At 67.4% G+C, this 16,353-nt stretch carries 20 protein-coding genes; 19 read left to right on the top strand and 1 reads right to left on the bottom strand.

Going from position 1 to position 16,353, the window contains the following annotated elements; translation table 11 throughout:
* The first annotated feature begins 1 nt into the window (after position 1).
* From IPG97_10185 to IPG97_10095, 19 genes are all read left to right on the top strand, one after another.
* Positions 2-736: a hypothetical protein gene (locus IPG97_10185; protein ID MBK6856891.1), complete on the top strand. Its 735-nt coding sequence runs from the start codon at positions 2-4 to the stop codon at positions 734-736.
* Entirely contained in the window at positions 733-1,452 is a 720-nt protein-coding gene (locus IPG97_10180; protein MBK6856890.1) for a chromosome partitioning protein, read from the top strand. The genes IPG97_10185 and IPG97_10180 overlap by 4 nt, the downstream gene beginning before the upstream one ends.
* Positions 1,452-2,825, top strand: coding sequence for a CpaF family protein (locus IPG97_10175; GenBank protein MBK6856889.1), 1,374 nt, complete (start codon positions 1,452-1,454; stop codon positions 2,823-2,825). The genes IPG97_10180 and IPG97_10175 overlap by 1 nt, the downstream gene beginning before the upstream one ends.
* A gap of 169 nt (positions 2,826-2,994) precedes the next feature.
* Entirely contained in the window at positions 2,995-3,684 is a 690-nt protein-coding gene (locus tag IPG97_10170) for a type II secretion system F family protein (GenBank protein MBK6856888.1), read from the top strand.
* On the top strand, positions 3,681-4,595 hold the full coding sequence (locus IPG97_10165; protein MBK6856887.1) for a type II secretion system F family protein: 915 nt from the start codon (positions 3,681-3,683) through the stop codon (positions 4,593-4,595). Before IPG97_10170 ends, IPG97_10165 begins: the two co-directional genes overlap by 4 nt.
* 37 nt (positions 4,596-4,632) lie before the next feature.
* Positions 4,633-4,836 (top strand): hypothetical protein, encoded by a 204-nt coding sequence (locus IPG97_10160; protein MBK6856886.1) that lies wholly within the window; start codon positions 4,633-4,635, stop codon positions 4,834-4,836.
* 32 nt (positions 4,837-4,868) lie between these two features.
* A complete protein-coding gene (locus IPG97_10155; protein ID MBK6856885.1) occupies positions 4,869-5,225 on the top strand; it encodes a pilus assembly protein in 357 nt (118 codons plus the stop codon).
* The gene (locus IPG97_10150; protein MBK6856884.1) at positions 5,222-5,656 is read left to right on the top strand and encodes a pilus assembly protein; all 435 of its coding nucleotides are present in this window, start codon (positions 5,222-5,224) and stop codon (positions 5,654-5,656) included. The genes IPG97_10155 and IPG97_10150 overlap by 4 nt, the downstream gene beginning before the upstream one ends.
* A complete protein-coding gene (locus IPG97_10145; GenBank protein MBK6856883.1) occupies positions 5,653-6,054 on the top strand; it encodes a hypothetical protein in 402 nt (133 codons plus the stop codon). The genes IPG97_10150 and IPG97_10145 overlap by 4 nt, the downstream gene beginning before the upstream one ends.
* Entirely contained in the window at positions 6,051-7,820 is a 1,770-nt protein-coding gene (locus tag IPG97_10140; GenBank protein ID MBK6856882.1) for a LysM peptidoglycan-binding domain-containing protein, read from the top strand. The genes IPG97_10145 and IPG97_10140 overlap by 4 nt, the downstream gene beginning before the upstream one ends.
* Before the next feature lie 212 nt (positions 7,821-8,032).
* Positions 8,033-9,148, top strand: coding sequence for a hypothetical protein (locus tag IPG97_10135; protein MBK6856881.1), 1,116 nt, complete (start codon positions 8,033-8,035; stop codon positions 9,146-9,148).
* A 286-nt stretch (positions 9,149-9,434) separates the two neighbouring features.
* On the top strand, positions 9,435-10,259 hold the full coding sequence (locus IPG97_10130) for a S1 RNA-binding domain-containing protein (protein MBK6856880.1): 825 nt from the start codon (positions 9,435-9,437) through the stop codon (positions 10,257-10,259).
* Positions 10,260-10,264: 5 nt separating this feature from the next.
* Positions 10,265-11,047, top strand: coding sequence for a serine/threonine protein kinase (locus IPG97_10125; protein MBK6856879.1), 783 nt, complete (start codon positions 10,265-10,267; stop codon positions 11,045-11,047).
* A gap of 31 nt (positions 11,048-11,078) precedes the next feature.
* Positions 11,079-11,519, top strand: coding sequence for a hypothetical protein (locus IPG97_10120; protein ID MBK6856878.1), 441 nt, complete (start codon positions 11,079-11,081; stop codon positions 11,517-11,519).
* 164 nt (positions 11,520-11,683) lie between these two features.
* The gene (locus IPG97_10115) at positions 11,684-11,953 is read left to right on the top strand and encodes a hypothetical protein (GenBank protein MBK6856877.1); all 270 of its coding nucleotides are present in this window, start codon (positions 11,684-11,686) and stop codon (positions 11,951-11,953) included.
* A gap of 36 nt (positions 11,954-11,989) precedes the next feature.
* Complete coding sequence (locus IPG97_10110) at positions 11,990-12,424, top strand: AAA family ATPase (GenBank protein MBK6856876.1); 435 nt, start codon at positions 11,990-11,992, stop codon at positions 12,422-12,424.
* Between the two features lie 400 nt (positions 12,425-12,824).
* On the top strand, positions 12,825-13,658 hold the full coding sequence (locus IPG97_10105) for a hypothetical protein (protein MBK6856875.1): 834 nt from the start codon (positions 12,825-12,827) through the stop codon (positions 13,656-13,658).
* A gap of 34 nt (positions 13,659-13,692) precedes the next feature.
* Complete coding sequence (locus IPG97_10100; GenBank protein ID MBK6856874.1) at positions 13,693-14,934, top strand: hypothetical protein; 1,242 nt, start codon at positions 13,693-13,695, stop codon at positions 14,932-14,934.
* On the top strand, positions 14,931-15,167 hold the full coding sequence (locus IPG97_10095; GenBank protein MBK6856873.1) for a hypothetical protein: 237 nt from the start codon (positions 14,931-14,933) through the stop codon (positions 15,165-15,167). Before IPG97_10100 ends, IPG97_10095 begins: the two co-directional genes overlap by 4 nt.
* A 34-nt stretch (positions 15,168-15,201) precedes the next feature.
* Here the strand turns inward: IPG97_10095 and IPG97_10090 are convergent, their stop codons facing one another.
* Positions 15,202-16,341, bottom strand: coding sequence for a peptidoglycan DD-metalloendopeptidase family protein (locus tag IPG97_10090; GenBank protein ID MBK6856872.1), 1,140 nt, complete (start codon positions 16,339-16,341; stop codon positions 15,202-15,204).
* Positions 16,342-16,353 lie beyond the last annotated feature (12 nt).

The raw sequence follows: 16,353 nt of genomic DNA, 5'->3' as shown, positions 1-16,353 counted from the left end.
CATGGCATCCACCCCAACCGTCCGCGCGCCCCGATCGGGAGCACCGAGCACGAATGGGCACCGCCCCGCCCCGGTAGCGGGCATCGCTCCACCCCGCCGCCGCGTGCGCATGCCCGAGCTGGTTGTCGGCGTGCTGGTGATGACCGTGTTCGCTCTCGGCGCGGTTCTGTGGCACCTGAGCGCCGTCGACAAGTCACCAGCGCTTGCCGTCGTCGGCACCGTGGAACGAGGCCAGACGCTGTCGTCGTCCGATGTTCGTGTGGTCTACGTCGCCAGCGACGACACGCTCGCCCACCTGACCCAAGCCGACCTGAACAGCGTGGTCGGCCAGGTGGCGCTCGTCGACCTCGCACCGGGAACCCTGCTCACGCGTTCGGTCGTCGCAGACCGTCCTGCGCTCGAGGCGGGCGACGGCATCGTCGGCCTGTCGCTCGAACCGGGCGGCTACCCAGCGATGGGACTGTCCCCGGGTGACCTCGTCAACGTGGTTCGAACCGTCGACCCCGCCGACCCGGTCGCAAACGAGGCTGAGGAAGGCGACACAAGCGACGACGGTGCCGACGCCACCACTGGTACCGGCGACGTGGTGATCGCCCGCGGGGCGACCGTCGTCTCGGTCGAGGAGCTGACAAGTGACCGACTGCTCGTGTCGATCCTCGCGCCGGAGGGCGACGCGGTTGCGGTTGCCGCCCGGGCGGGGTCGGGGTCATTGCGGCTCGTGCAGGTGTCGCCATGAGAGCCGTGGCGTTGTGCTCGGCCCGGGGCGCACCCGGGGTCACCACCACCGCTCTGCTCGTCGCGTCGCACCTCGACGCCGTGATGGTGGAGGCGGACCTGTCCGGTGGAGTGGTCGCGATCCGCTACGGGCTCGGACGCGAACCGGGCCTGGTCACGCTGGCTGCGGCGAACCCACACGAGCCCGGCGGTTGGCTCGACCACGCCCAGAACGCCGGCGGCATCCCGGTGCTGGTCGGCCCGGACGCCGCGGAGACCGCGGAGTCGTTGTGGCGGACAGCGGGGGAGCGGATCGTGGGGGTTCTTGGCCGTTCGGACGGGACGGTGGTCGTTGATGTCGGCCGGATGTGGCGCCGCCCGCGCGTCCTCGACGCCGCCGAGGTGGTGTTGGTGTTGGCCCGACCCAATGCCGAGGAGCTCGTCGCCGCATCCCACGCGGTCGCAACACTGAACGCCACCAACCTCGGCCACCGCGGCGTGCAGGTCGGCGTGGTGCTCGTCGGTGACGGCACCTACCGGCCCACCGAGATCGGTGACTCACTCGGCGCGCCGGTCTTGGCCCACTTGCCCGACGACCCCACGACTGCCGCCCACCTCCGCGACGGCGGAACCACCTCCCGATCCCTCGCCCGCTCCCGGCTGTCCCGAGCCGTCGCTGGGCTCGCGGACATCATCGACCAGCCCGCCGCCCAAGTCCCTGACGTCGTGACGGTCTGATGAGCGCCACCGTCGCACTCACGCCACCCACGACCTCGACCGCGTCGTCGGCCCCGCTCGAGGGCGAGGCCGCTGAGCTCGTCGGCCGATTGCATCGCATCGTCGGCGAATCGCTCACCGCCGCTCACAGCGCCCATGAGGACGAGGGCCGGGGCCGCCTGTCGGTATCCGATGAACGAGCCCTGGCCCGCAAGCTGTTGGCCGACGAACTGCGCCGACTGGCAACCGACGCCTACTCCACAGGTCGCCAACCGCTCGACGAAGCCACCGAGGACGCGGTGATGACCGCGGTGCTCGATCGACTCCACGGCCTCGCCCGCCTCCAACCGCTGCTCGACGACCCGTCGATCCGCGACATCCACATCTCGGGGGCGAACCGGGTGTGGCTCACCATGCGCGACGGCACCAAGGTGCGTGGCCCGTCGGTCGCAGCGTCCGACGACGAGCTGGTCGAGCTGATCGCCACCGCGGCCCGGAGGCTTGGTCGAAGCGAACGCCGCTGGGACCACGCCCAACCCGAGCTCAACCTCCAACTCCCCAACGGCGACCGGCTCCACGCCCTCATGGCCGTGTCAGGTCGACCCACGGTGACGATCCGCCGCCACGACTTCGACATCCACCGTGTCGACCAGCTCGTCGCACGCGGTGTGTGCAACGACCTGCTCGCCAGGTTCCTGTCGGCCGCGGTGCGGGCCCGAGCGAACGTGATCGTTGCCGGCGGCACCGGCACCGGCAAGACCACGATGCTTCGCTGCCTCATCAACGAGATCGAACCCGACGAGCGGCTCATCACCGTCGAGGACTCACTCGAGATCGGCCTGGAACGCTTCGAGGACCTCCACCCTGACCACGAGACCCTCGAAGCCCGCGAGCCCAACACCGAAGGCGTCGGCGCGATCACCCTCGCCGACCTCGTTCGCTCCGCGCTCCGCATGGACCCACACCGCGTCATCGTCGGCGAGGTTCGCGGCGCCGAGGTGCTCCCGATGCTGCTCGCCATGTCCCAAGGCAACGACGGGTCGATGTGCTCGATCCACGCCGACTCGTCCAAGGGCGTCTTCGGGCGGCTCGCCATGTACGCGGCCATGACCCCCGAGCGGCTGGTGCCCGAGGTGACGAACCTGCTGGTAGCCAACGCCGTCGACCTCATCGTGCACCTCGGCTGGGTCGAGGGTGAACGGCGCATCACCAGCGTCCGCCAGGTCACCGGCACCCTCGAAGGCCCCCACATCGTCTCCAACGAACTCTGGCGTCCCAACGACACCGGCACCGCGGCCCCGGCCGCGCCCCCTACCCGAGAGCTGACCGACAAGCTCGAGCGCTACGGCTTCGACATCGAAGCGCACGCCATGGCCGACGGGTGGTGGCGATGAGCGTCCTGGTCATCGCCGCACTCGCGGCCGGCGCAGCACTGGGGCTCCTGCTCGTCGCCGCCGGGCTCACCGGCCGACCGATCCTCGAAGGGGTGGGGCCGGCGCACAACGCAGAGTCGGCGGCCCCAGAACGGCCCGCATCGCGTCCAGCGTCGCTGCGTTCATCGTTGTGTGGGCGGTCGCCGGCTGGTTCGTCGGCGGGGTCCTCGGCGCGCTCACCGTCGCCGCCCTGCCGGGTGTGCTCGGAGGAAAGAGCCACCGCGACCGTGAGATCGCCCGCACCGAGGCCATCGCCTCGTGGACCGAGATGATCCGCGACTCGATCGTCGCCGCGTCCGGGCTTGAAGAAGCCATCATCGCCACAGCGAACGTCGCCCCCGCACCGATCGCCCCCGAGGTCCGCACCCTCGTCCGTCGCCTCGAACACCAACCGCTGCCCGATGCGCTCGTCGCGTTCGGCAACGACCTCAACCACCCCTCCGGTGATCTGGTCGTCGCCGCGCTCGTTATCGCCGCCCGGATGGAAGCCAGCGACCTGTCCAGCCTCCTGTCCCGGCTCGCCGATGCCACACGCGGCGAGGCGAGGATGCGCATCCGCGTCGAGGTCGGTCGCACGAGAGTGCGAACTGCCACCAAGGTGATCGTCGGTGTCGTGGTCGCCGCAGTGGTGTTCCTCGCTCTGGTCAACCGGGACTACCTCGCCGTCTACGACAGCCCCGTTGGTCAACTCGTTCTGGCCGTCGTCGGCGCCATCTTCGCCACCGGCGGATGGCTCCTCACCCGCATGGCCCGCATCGACCTACCCGAGCGCTTCACGGCTCGAGCCGCCAGCCCGACAGCGGTGGGAGCCGAGCCGTGAACGTCGTCGTCATGTGCCTCCTCGGCGCGGGAATCGGTGCCGGCGCGCTGATCACCTGGCGTGCGCTCGCCCCTCGACCCACCCCGATCGGGCTCGTCCTCGCCGACCTGGCCCGCCCAGGAACACCGATCGGTACCGTCGCGCCAGCAGCGGACCCGACCATCGACCGCATCGGGTCGATCTCGCGGCGGATCATCGGGGCCGTCGGACAGGACACCTCGACAGGGCTCCGCAGCGAGCTCGAGCTGGTCGAACGCACCCCCGAACGCCACGCCTTCGACAAGCTCCTCGGCGCCGTCGCCGGACTCCTCGTCCCCAACCTCGCGGCGGTCGCCCTCACCCTCGCCGGGATGACCATGCCCGTCGGTGTCATCGGCGTCCTGTCCCTCGCCACCGCCGCAGCCGGGTTCATCCTCCCCGACTTCTTGCTGCGCGACGAGGCCGAACGCCGCCGACGAGCGTTCCGCCACGCCCTGTCGTCCTACCTGGACCTGGTAAACGTCCTGCTCGCCGGAGGAGCCGGCATCGAAACCGCCCTGCACGCAGCCGCCGACGCCGGAGACGGGTGGGGCTACCGCACCATCCGCAGCGAACTGCGCCGAGCACGCCTCACCGGCCAATCTCCATGGGACACCTTCGCCGGATTCGCCGATCGGCTCGGCGTGACCGAACTCGCCGAACTCGCAGCCAGCGTGTCGCTCGCCGGATCCCACGGCGCCCGCATCCGGGCATCACTGGCAGCCAAGGCCGACACCCTCCGAGGCCACCAGATCGCCGAGACCGAAGCCGCCGCCGAAGCAGCCACCGAACGCATGACCGTCCCCGTCGCCGTCCTGCTGTTCGGGTTCCTCGTCTTCATCGCCTACCCAGCCATCGCCCAGATCACCTCGGTGAGCGGGCCGACCCCCTGAGCGAGTTCCCCCTGCACCCACCAGAAAGGACAATCCGATGCCCGACATCACCCTGATATTCGACTACCTCTGCGCCCGCTGCGGCATCGACCCCACCGATGAACGGGGCATGACCACGACCGAGGTCGCGGTCATCACCTTCCTGCTCGTCGGCGCTGCCATCGTTGTCCTCGGGATCATCTACACCGCCGCCAAGGGCAATGCCGACAACATACCGACCCCTGAGCAGCCCGCCGGCTGAGGACCATGACCCGGCTGCGTGACGAGCGGGGGATGACCACCATCCAGGTCGCCATCTTGTTCCCGGCTGTCCTGATCTGGCTCATGCTCATCGTCCAGTACGGGCTGTGGTGGCACGCCAAGCAGGTCGCCAACGCCGCCGCGGCCGAAGCCGTCGATGCCGCCCAGGTCCAAGACGGCTCAGCTGCCCAGGGCGAAGCCGCTGCGGCCAGCTACCTCGCCCAGTCCGGCAACCTCACCGGCGTCACCATCACCGTCGACCGCCAGGCCACCGTCGTCGTCGCCGAAGTCCACGGCGACGCACCAAAACTGGTCCCGGGCATCGAATGGGCGGTCACCGCCCGCAGCGAAGCCCCCGTCGAACGGTTCATCCCGGAGCCCGAACGATGAAGCGCTCACCGCTTGACCGGTGCAGCGAGCGTGGCTCGGTATCGGTCGAGGTCGCCGTCATCGCCCCCGCGTTCGTGTTCCTCATGCTGCTCGTCGTGTTCGCCGGCAAGGTCTCCGAGGCCGACGGCAACGTCGAGCGAGCCGCAGCCGAGGGAGCACGCGCCGCATCACTGCGCCAACACCCCGGCAACGCCGCAACCGATGCCCGATCCGCCGTCGAGGCCAACCTCGCTACCGCAGGCGTGTCCTGCTCGACCCTCGAAGCCATCGTCGACACCAGCGACTTCGAACCCGGCGGCACCGTCACCGTCACCGTCGAATGCACCGCGTCGATGGCAGACGTGACCCTCCTCGGTGTCCCGGGAACCCGCACCTTCACCGCAACGGCCACCGAAGTGATCGACACCTACCGAGGAGAAGACGGCCCGTGACCCGATGGAACGACGAACGAGGCAGCATCACCGCGTTCGTCGCGGTCGTCGCCACCGCACTCGTCATGGTCGCCGGCATGGCCTACGACGGAGGCCAAGTCATCCACGCCCACAACGCGGCGCGCAACGACGCCGAACAAGCAGCCCGCGCCGGCGCGCAAGAGATCGACCTCACCAACCTCCGCCAGACCAACGAACCCCGCCTCGACCCCGGCGACGCTGAGACTGCCGCGCTCGACTACCTCGCCCGCGTCGGTGCCACCGGTACGGCGCTCGTCGACGGCGCCGATATCACCGTCACCGTCACTCGCGTCCAGCCCCTGCGCGTCCTCCCCGGCGCCGACCGGACCATCACCGTCACCGAAACCGCCTCCGCCGTTCGAGGAGACGACCCATGACCAGCCGCCGATCGACCGCGGTCCTTCGAGGCCTGGGCTCCCTCGCGGTCGCCGCCCTCCTTCTCATCGGTGTCCCGATCGGCCTGGCCACACTCGTCGGCTGGCCGCTACCGACCACGATCCCCGATAGCGACACCCTCTCCACCGCCATCAACACCGGCATCACCGACACCTTCATCGTCAACGCCCTCGCCGTCGTCGCATGGATCGCCTGGGCGCAGCTCGCCTTGGCGTTCCTCATCGAGGCCACCGCCGCGTTCAAGGGGCGTCAACCCCGCGACCTCCCCATCGCCCCTGGACTCCAAGCGGCCGCGGCCCGCCTCGTCGCAGGCATCGTCATGCTCGTCGCCCCGCTCCAACCAGCTCGAGCTGTCGCAGCTCCACCACCGCCAACACCGGCCGTCGCCACCGTCGAGTCCGCCGCAGTGGCCGCGCCGCCGTCCATCGCCGCGCCCGTCATCGACCTGCGCGCCCAGCTCGCATGCGACACGCCTTCGTGGCCCACGACCGAGCCTGCGCCGGCGTTGGTGGCGGCGCCGACTCGAACCGTTTCGGTCGAACGCCACGACACCTACTGGGCCATCGCTGAACGAGAGCTCGACGACGGGCTGCGCTGGCAAGAGATCCGGGCACTCAACGTCGGGCGCACCATGGTCGACGGGCACGTCCTCACCGCCGCAGACGAGAGCCTTCGGTCCGGATGGGTCCTCGACCTCCCCGCCGAAGAACCAACCGTCACCTCCCCGGAACCGGTAGCCAGCGAAGTCGTGGTCGTCGATGGCGACAACCTGTGGGACATGTCCGAGGACCGCCTCGCCGTCGACCTCGAACGCCCACCGACCGACCCCGAGGTCGAGCCGTACTGGATCGACGTCATGGACGCGAACCGCGACCGCCTCGTCGACCCCGCCAATCCCAGCCTCATCCACCCAGGCCAGGTCCTCGTCCTTCCGCCGACCGGCTACGAGCCTGCACCCCCGCCGCCACCTCCTGCCGATCCCGTCGAGCCGGAGTCCCCGCAGCCCGAGCCAGCCCCCGAGTCCGAAGCCGAAGCACCACCGCCCACCACCGAACCGGCGCCGACGACCGCGACCACGATCGTGCCGACGACCACAGCCCCGACCTCGACCGTCGAGTCACTCCCGCAGGATGAGGAGGCGGAGCCGACCGCCGACGATCAACCAGAGACGGCGACGGGGTCGGACTCTGGGTTGGGCTGGTGGCTTGCCTTCGGCGGCCTGTCGAGCGTGGCCCTCGCCGTGGGCGCCAAGCGGCACATCCAGCGCCGACGGCGCGAGTTCGCGCTCGAGCACGACGGCATAGATCTACCCCCGCCCGTGCCGGACCAACGACAGGTCCACCAGACCGTGGTGGCGATGGCCGACGAGGACCTCATCGCCGATCTTCAGTACGCGCTGGGCGAGCTGTCCGTTGACTTCGCCGACAGCGGAGTGCCTTGCCGCCCCCGCCTCGTTCGCCACAGCGCCGACAGCCTCGAAGTGCTCCTCGACCAGCCGGCAACGGTGATCCCCGACGGCTGGAGAGCTGAGGGTGACGGGCTCGTGCTCACCCTTGAGCACGACATCAACCTCGACGTCGACCTCGACGGCCCATCCTGCCCTGCACCGCTCATGGTCACCATCGGCCAACCAGACGAAGGCGCCCACCTCTACCTCGACCTCGAAGTCGAAGGGGTCCTCGCGCTGGAGGAGACGTCGAAGCCGCCCGCAAACTCGCCCGGTCGATCCTCACCGAACTCACCCTGACCCCGCTGGCCGACAGCAACCGGGTCATCACCATCGGCGACCTCGTCGACCCCGAAGCAGCAGGTCTACCCCAGCTCACCCACAAGGAGACCTGGCATGACTTCGCCGACGACCTCACCGCTTGGGCGACCGGTTCGCACCGCGCCCTCACCCTGAACAACTGGCCCAACGCCTTCGTGGGTCGAGGACATGATCCGAACCACGACGCGTTGATGCCGATGGTCGTCGTCGCCACCAAACCACCCCCACCCGAGCTCCTCGGCCTCCTCGTCGACAGCCAGCCCTCCGCTGTCGCCGTCGTCGTCGCCGATGCATTCGAAGGCGCGCTGACCACCATCCACTGCGACGCCGAGGAGATCTGCCTCGACGACCTCGATGTCTCCTTCACCCCACAGCAGGTCGACGCCACCGCCCTTGAGGACATGGGTCGCCTGTTCAACATCCCCGACCCCGATGACGACCCTGGCGATGGTGTCGGCGAGGATCACCGCGAAGGTCTCGACCTCGACGGACCGGCCAGCGAACCACCCACGTCTGCCGAACCCGACGCCGAGACGGAGGAGGCCGCAGAGGTGGCCGAAGAGACGGTGGAGCCGCCTGGTCCACCCACCTACGAGATCCTGGTCCGGCTCCTGGGCGAGATCCGCGTGGAGGGCGCCGAGAAGACCATGCACGCCAAGGCCACCTCGGTCACCGCCTACCTGGCGCTCAATCGAACCGTGACGTCCGATGCTCTCGAGGAGGCGGTCTGGTTCGGCGCGTCGGGGTCGTCGAACCGCAAACGCCTCCTCGAGACAATGACCCGCTGCCGGGACGCCATCGGCTCCCAGCACCTCCCACCCAACGAGCGGGGCTCCTACACGATCGGTCCCGGCGTGCGGACCGATGTCGAGCTCTTCGAGTGGCACGTTGCGCAGGTGCAGCGCCAGGAGCCAGCGGACGCGATCGAGAGCTATCGATCAGCCCTCGATCTCGTGACTGGCCGACCGTTCAGCTACACGAACACTGGCCGCGCCTCGTTCGGCTGGGTCGACTTCGAGCACCAGGCCACCACCTGGGAAGGACGCATCGCCGGGGTCGCCAAGGCATTCACCGAGCTGTGCCTCGACAACGACCAGCCCGACGTCGCCATCGCCACCCTCCGCCGCCTCATCCAGGCCGCACCGCTCAACGGCGGTGTCGTCGCCGCGCTCATGCGAGTCCACATCGCGACGGGTGACCGCTCAGCCGCCGACCACCTCTACCAAGAGCACGCAGCCGCCCTCGACCAAGCCGACCTCGGCGACCCTGATGACCAGGTCGAGCAACTGCGACCTCGGGACGGATAGCTGGCCTGGCCGGGGCCCTCGGTCGCGGTCGCAGGCGGCGAGCCTCTGCCCTGGCGACGGAGGGTACGTTCGTGACGGAGAGGGAACGGCCCGGGATGCCACCGGCAGACGAGTTAGAGGGGGCGTCCTCGAGGTGGACCCCTTCGCTTGTGCTGGCGACCTGTCGGCCCTTGGTGTTTCGTCCCCCGAGTCTGTCCTCGATCAGCGCGAGGTTGATGCGATTCGGCAGCGCCTAGCTGGTCGGAGGAAGGAGGCCCCGGGCCTACGAGGTTCGGCTCGCAGGCGGGTGAGCCAGCCTCGATGGCGAGAACTCGTCGAGCACAAGGCACAGGGAACTCCTGTCCAGGGAACCGTGGTCGAGGTCGTCAAGGGCGGTCTCCGCGTCGATGCCGGGGTTCGAGCATTCATCCCAGCCAGCCACGTTGACACCGACTGGGTCGAGGACCTGGCGTCGTTCGTTGGCAAGACCGTGACGGCCATGGTGATCGAGCTCGATTCGGAGCGCGGTAGTGCCGTGCTCTCCCGGCGTGACGCCATCGAGAAGCGAAGGAAGGAGCGCTCGGCTCAACTCCGACACTCACTCGTTGCTGGCGACGAGTGCGACGCAGTCGCAGTGAAGGCAGATGGCCGCGGCGTGCTCGTTCGTGTCGACGACGCCCTCGAGGTGTGGATCGCGCCCGAACAGATTCCTGCCGACAAGCGAGGCCTGAAGCCTCGGGAGAAGGTCCGGATCACGGTGTGCGAGGTGAACGAGGACCAGGTACTCGGCTCCCTACGACTTGTGTCTGACCTCGTCGAGGATTCGAAGGCACCCGCTCTCGGGGTTCTTCTTGAACGGGTTGCAGAACAGCCGGAGGGCCCAGTGCAGGTGGTCGACGGCCAGCTCACGGTTGTCGTAGGCGATCACGACGACGAGGTCGAGAGCGTTCTCTCTGCAGCGGTCACCATGGCCTTGGAGGCGGGGGCTAGCCAACTCCAGGTCGTGGTAGCCGGTCCGGCCAAGCGTCGGGTTCGAGATGTGATTCAGGCTTCGGCCGTGCGTGGGGTCCATCCGCGTCAATCGAGGCAAACGTCGGGCGGGTTCGACCTAGCCCTCGTCAAGGAGGGATAGGGGCAGTGGCGCGAGTAGTCGAAGGCAGGTACGCGGTCCTCAACGAGCCAGCACGTATCGGGGGACTCTCTGAGGTCCTTGCCTGCAGCGACCTCGAAGACGGCGGAGCTCGCGTCGCTCTCAAGCTCTTGAAGGATCTGCCCGACCGGAATGAGACCTTGCAACTGCTCTTCGAGCGCGAGGTCTCCGCCTTGCGGGAGTTGAAGCACAACAACATCGTGCGTCTGCGAGACGCGGGCATCGATTCGGACACCGGTCGCTACTTCCTGGCTCTCGAGTGGGTGCCGAATGAGCTGGGCTCGTGGCTCGATGGCCGGGATCTTCCCCCCGACGAGGTCGTTCGAGAGGTCGGCTTGCCAGTGCTGCGCGCCCTCGCCTTCGCGCATGAACGCAAGATCGTCCACCGAGACGTGAAGCCGTCGAACGTCTTGGTGACGGATGACGGCGTTCCGAAGCTGGCTGACTTCGGCATCAGCAAGATCAAGACCTCCCTGTCCGATAACTCACACGCCTGCGAACTCAGCTCCTATCCGTTTGCGCCGCCGAGTCGGAGTCCAAGTCCAGCTTCTCGCGGGATGTCTTCGGATTTGGCGTGTTCTTACTGGCGTGCCTGTCCAAGCAGCCGAGCGAGACCTACGACGACTTCGCCGGTGCGTTGGGGTCTCGAGATGCGAGGCTCGAGCTCCTCGACATCCTCGAGTCGTGCACCTCACTCGAAGTCGGCAGCCGGCGCAGTGCCCCCGAGCTTCTGCTCGGTTCGAGCGTCTGGTCAACCGCGAAGACGCTGACGGGCGTGCCCCGTTGACGATTTCGCTAGACGTGAAGCAGTCGACTCGAGCCAAGATTCTGAAGGAAGAGGACCTTCCGGAGTCCGAGGTAGGAAGCCTCATCCTGCGTGAGCTGAGCGATGCGCCGAGCCTGCGACCGCTACTTGAGGATGGCGAAGACGCGGCGGTGTTCGCGGACTCCTGGTTTGGTGACACCCGCCACTTTTTCCTGTACGGGGATGAATGGAGCTTCCGCGTCGTCGCGGACGAGCGCGAGCCACGCCTGGCCATCATCAGTGGTGCCCGCGTGGGCGCCGTGGAGAACGACTCGCGTCGCGACCGTCACCTTGTCCTGGATGACGTCCGCTTCACTGTGAATGCGCCGCTCAACTACGACTCGGCGAGATCGGACATCCGTGCGCTGGTCGAGCGCTTGCGCATGGGCATGGAGGCATGGCGAGCGGACGGCGCAGGAGCGTGCTCGACTTTTTGATCAGTGGAGCAAACAGCTCGACGCTCGTGAGGCAGCCGAGGAGGAACGGGAGGATCGCATCGCGGTTCGGTTCAAGAGCCAGAACGGCTACCGGCTGACGCTCTCCTTTGCGGACGAAGCGATCGAGGACGTCGCAGGGCTCCAACGAGCCTTGCTCGACGAGCGTGGACGATTCGTCGCACGGGACGATTGATGCGGTTCACGATGGCGACGTGGTCTTGTACGTGGAGCGCCTCCCCAGCCGCGCTGTACCGCAGGCTGGCTACCTAGCGCTCGACATGGGGGCGTCTCGGGCGAAGCTCAATCGGGAGCGCGATGCACTCGCTCGAGTCCGATTCGGGGGTCGGGCCTCAGCGTGTCGCTCGGATCTTGTACTCCAACCCGATCAGGCCACCGAGATCCAGCCGGCGGTCGTTGGAGTGGGCACGGTCTGATCTCGAGACACCGAGCGAGCCGCAGTCACTCAGCCCCTGGCTAGCGAGGACTTCGTTGTCGTTCATGGCCCTCCCGGTACTGGAAAGACAACCTTCATCGCCGAGCTTGCAGCCCAGCTCTTCCGAAAGACACCAGGGCAGGGGGCTGTTCGCGTCCCAGACCCGTCGCTGTCGACAACGCGCTCATGCAGATCAGGAAGGTCAGCCCGGACCTGCGGATGGTGCGAGTCGGTCGGCGAGCCCAGGAGACCATGGCGGCGGATGTGCTCGACCTCGCGATCGAGGTGCAGCTCGATCGGTGGCGCGAGGAAGTACGGGAACGCAGCACCGCGTACCTCGAGCGTCTCGTCGGTGACCATGGCGTCGACGTTTCGACCGTCCGCAAGTCAATGCGAATCGCTGAGCTGGTTGACCTGCTTCGCCGGATCGCGTTGTGCGATGCAGGGATCTCGCGACGAATCAAGCAGCTAGGTGCCGGGGCCCATGAGGAGGGTGCTGCAGCCGAGGACGCACAAGCCGACATCGAGGCCGAGATCGAGAAGCTGCGCGACGGGCGAGACTTGACGAGTCGCCGGGCGCAGCTTGTCGCGGATGACCCTTTGATCGCCGACCTCGTCGGCTCCCGTGATCTAGCGGAACTTGTTGTTGGAGAACTTGTCGACGCCGGTGCAGCGCTCCTCCCCGCTGGCGCTGACGAGACGGGCGTCAACCTCAAGCAGGTAGTTGACGCGCAGGCGAAGTGGCTCGATCGAATCGCCTCCGGGACCGAGTTTGAGGCGGCCCTCGTCGTCGCCAGCCAGATGGTCGCGGGACGTGCGTCGGAATCGCTGGTGCGCCAGGTATCGACGATGAGGTGTTCGACCTCTGCATCGTGGACGAGGCCTCGAAGGCGACCGCGACAGAGACGTTGGTCCCCCTCGTGCGTGCGAAACGGTGGGTGCTGGTCGGCGATGAGAAGCAGCTACCCCCGTTCCTGGACGAGGCGCTCAGAGACAGGTCGGTTCAGGACGAGTTCAGCCTGGATCCCGACGAACTCAAGCAGACGCTCTTCGGACGACTCGCTCGTGGTCTACCCAGCGCGAACAGCCGGTCGCTGAATCGCCAGTACCGGATGGTCCCGCAGATCGGTGGTCTGATCAGCTCCTGCTTCTACGGTGGTGCGCTCGAGAGCGCCGACCGCCAGCCATTGGGCTTGACCGCCGAGTTGCAGGGTTCCCCGGTTTGCTGGCTGGCGACTGATGGGCTGAGAGACCGCGGTGAGCGCGAGACGAATGCCAAGACCTTCCTCAACCTGTGTGAGGCGCGCGAGGTGATGAGGCACCTCAAACGCCTCGATGCGCTCGCGGCTAGGGACGCGACCGATCCGATGCACGTCCTTGTGCTGGCCCCCTACTCCGCCCAGGTGGCCGAGCTTGCGCGACGAGTCCGACAAGAACGTGAGCGACTTCCACACCTTGAGATCGAAGTGAACACCGTCGATGCGGCACAAGGTCGGGAGGCGGATGCTCTGGTCTTCTCGACGGTTCGGTCGAACCCACGATTCAAGATGGGGTTCGTCCGCGACCTCGAGCGTGCGAACGTGGCGCTGTCCCGGGGCAAGTATCTGCTGACGATCGTCGGCGATTCCTCATTCTTCGAGCAGGCCGGTGGTCCCCTCGGTGACGTGCTTCGCTTTGTGCGCCAGCACCCGTCTCTGCACCGTTAGGGAGCTGAGTTCCGATGGCCGTAGCGACGAGGTGGTGCAGCGCTTCGAGGGACTCCACACGGGCTTCAACCTCGTTGACTACGAGGAGGTCGGGCTTCCCTTCTTCGAACTCCGTCTTGACGTCATGGCGCTGAAGCGAAGCGAGCTCGCCGTGGTGGACGAGTACGTGCTGCGGCTTGCCGACCTCGGTCTTCGTGCGTCCCATGAGATCGAGGGACTTCTGGGATTGCAGGAGGCCGTGGTCCGCCGGTCCGTCCTCGCGTTGTTGCAGTCAGACCTCGTCGACTACCCGCCGGGCACCTCAGGTCGCGAGATTCGCCTGTCGTCCGCAGGCAAGGCCGCGCTGGAAGAGCGAGTGCAGGACATTCCGCAACGAACTGAGCTGAGGATCGGCTTCGATCGGTTGCTGTGGAAGCTGTCCCCTCGATGGATGAACGAGTGGGACAACCCTCGACGCTTTAAGGACTCGGATACGAGGCTGATTCCTCCGCGGCGTCGGCGCCGCCCCGAGATCGAAGAGATCGAGATGGTTGCCCTGAACCGTGAGCTGGCGGAGTTGCCTAAGACACGTCGCTCAGAAGTTGACGTCGATGTCGTCCAGATGCTGAGTCTGGGGGCCAGGACGAAGTACCTGCCAGCACTCATGCTCGTCTTTGTCGCCGACGATCAGTCGGCCATCCGAGTGTCTTTCGTGGTTGATGAGCACCACTCCCAGGAGCACGACCGAGCATTTGAGGAGGTTGGCGGACTCGCACGGCTCGGCATCGAACTCGACGACCCAAACTCTCTCGACGCCGAGCGCCCGAGTCTCCCAGCGGAGATCGAGGAACTCCGCCCAGCCGAAGACGAAGTCATCGAGCTCGACCGGAGACTTCGCCAGACCACACGCGCTTACGAAGCGGCAGTCGCTGATGCTGGGGTTGCCGAGGTCGAGCAGGACGTTCGGCGTCGGGATCCGAGTACGCGCGAGCGGCTCGATGACCGCGAGCGCGAGGTTGAGGAACTCCGCGTCGAGCTCGAGCAACTGAAGGCCCACCGAGCGGCCCTTCCGATCCGTTCGATCCCGACGTTCGAACACCGGAATCTCCTCGAGGAAGCACTTGATACTGCATCCAGCCGCCTTCTGATCATTGCCCCATGGATTCGGAACGCCGTTGTCGACGACGACTTCGTTGCAGCTCTCCGCCGGCTGTCAGCGCGGCGTAACCATTCACATCGGCTACGGATCAAGCGGGCAGACGTCGAGGGCATGACGCTGCCGCTCTCGAGCGGTTGACGAAACTGGCAGGCGACGTCAAGAAGCTGACCCTCACGGAACTGGGCGACACCCACGCCAAGATCCTCATCTGGGACGCCGAGATGGTCGTGACCAGCTTCAACTGGCTCTCGTTCAGGGGCGACAGCGGTCGTAAGTATCGGCAGGAGGAAGGGACTCTTATCCGCCACAGGGACTACGTGGATGTCGAGTACGAGCGGCACCGAGCCCGTATCGAGTCGACCACGAGCTGAGAACCCCGTCACTTGGCGGAGGGATGGGGTTTGGTCAGTACGTGCACCCGCCGGTTGCCAAGGAGTCCGGGGTTACGGGCGCTCCATCGGCGATGCTCACCAGAAGCGCCTGGGGGCACCTCGCGGTGCCGTCGACCTTGATGGCGAAGTGGAGGTGGGGGCCGGTGCTGTTGCCAGTGGAGGCGCTGTCCATGAGGTGCTGGCCGACCTCGACCCGGTCGCCGGTCGCGATGGTGTGACTGCCGGGGAGGCCGTGGCAGTAGGTGTACTGGGCGCCGTCGTCGCCGTTGATGATGACGCCGATGCCGCAGGCGCCGCTGGTCGGCGTGGAGACGACCACTCCGTTGGTCACGGCGAAGATCGGGGTGCCGGTGGGGACGGGGATGTCGGCGGCGGGGTAGTCGTGGTGGGGCTTGGTGAACCACTCGGGGTGCTCGTCGTACCAGCGGCGTTCGACCGGTAGGGCGTAGTCGCCGGCCACCGCGAGGTCGCCGGTCGGGCATTCGGTGCCCATGCCGGTGGCGGGGTCGGCGTCGACCTGTCCGGCGGCGTCGAGCATGGCGCCGTAGATGTCGCTGAGCAGGGTCCAGTAGGTGGGCGAGGATGCCCAGGTCCCGGCGAGTCCGCCCCAGGTGCTGGCCGACGCTCCGGCGTTGGGGGACACGTCGGGGTTGGCGAGCGCCGTGTCGTTGCCTGCTGCGTACTTCTTGAGGAGCTGGATGTGGGCTCGCACGCCGATGACGGGGTCGGCGAACGCGCTGCCTGACGCGGCGTTGTCGTAGTGGGCGATGCCGGCGAAGTTGTTGATCGACGTGTCGCTGTTGGTGAAGTGGCCGGTCTCGCCGATGGCCTGAGCGAACGCCATGTCACCGCGGACACCTTCGGCATCGCCCTCCGACAGGTACAGCGCGATCAGATCGGCGATGTCGATGCCGAGACGGCTCGGTTGGCCTCGGCCGCTGGCATCCCACCAAGCCCGGAGGTCGGTGACTGTGAGCGTGGAAGGTCCGAGGATGCTTGGCGTCCCGTCGTCTTCGACTTCGAGCGGACCACCAGCGCCGCACGGTGGCGCCGCGCCCCCGGCGGCGACCGCGAGGAACGGCACGGCGACGAGTCCGCTGAGGAAGATCAGGAACGTGAGGGCGATGGCGGCGGAGAGCTTCGAGCGCTTCATACCTGAGTAGGC

It is taken from the genome of Microthrixaceae bacterium (genome assembly GCA_016702505.1).
Classification (GTDB): domain Bacteria; phylum Actinomycetota; class Acidimicrobiia; order Acidimicrobiales; family Iamiaceae; genus Aquihabitans.
Note: the sequence above shows the minus strand (reverse complement) of the source record. Positions and strands in the feature narration are given on the sequence as shown.

Bases quoted from the DNA above. Each gene is read 5' to 3' on its own strand.
- IPG97_10185 (MBK6856891.1), top strand. From the start codon at position 2: ATGGCATCCACCCCAACCGTCCGCGCGCCCCGATCGGGAGCACCGAGC.
- IPG97_10180 (MBK6856890.1), top strand. From the start codon at position 733: ATGAGAGCCGTGGCGTTGTGCTCGGCCCGGGGCGCACCCGGGGTCACC.
- IPG97_10175 (MBK6856889.1), top strand. From the start codon at position 1,452: ATGAGCGCCACCGTCGCACTCACGCCACCCACGACCTCGACCGCGTCG.
- IPG97_10160 (MBK6856886.1), top strand. From the start codon at position 4,633: ATGCCCGACATCACCCTGATATTCGACTACCTCTGCGCCCGCTGCGGC.
- IPG97_10155 (MBK6856885.1), top strand. From the start codon at position 4,869: ATGACCACCATCCAGGTCGCCATCTTGTTCCCGGCTGTCCTGATCTGG.
- IPG97_10150 (MBK6856884.1), top strand. From the start codon at position 5,222: ATGAAGCGCTCACCGCTTGACCGGTGCAGCGAGCGTGGCTCGGTATCG.
- IPG97_10140 (MBK6856882.1), top strand. From the start codon at position 6,051: ATGACCAGCCGCCGATCGACCGCGGTCCTTCGAGGCCTGGGCTCCCTC.
- IPG97_10135 (MBK6856881.1), top strand. From the start codon at position 8,033: ATGCCGATGGTCGTCGTCGCCACCAAACCACCCCCACCCGAGCTCCTC.
- IPG97_10090 (MBK6856872.1), bottom strand. From the start codon at position 16,341: ATGAAGCGCTCGAAGCTCTCCGCCGCCATCGCCCTCACGTTCCTGATC.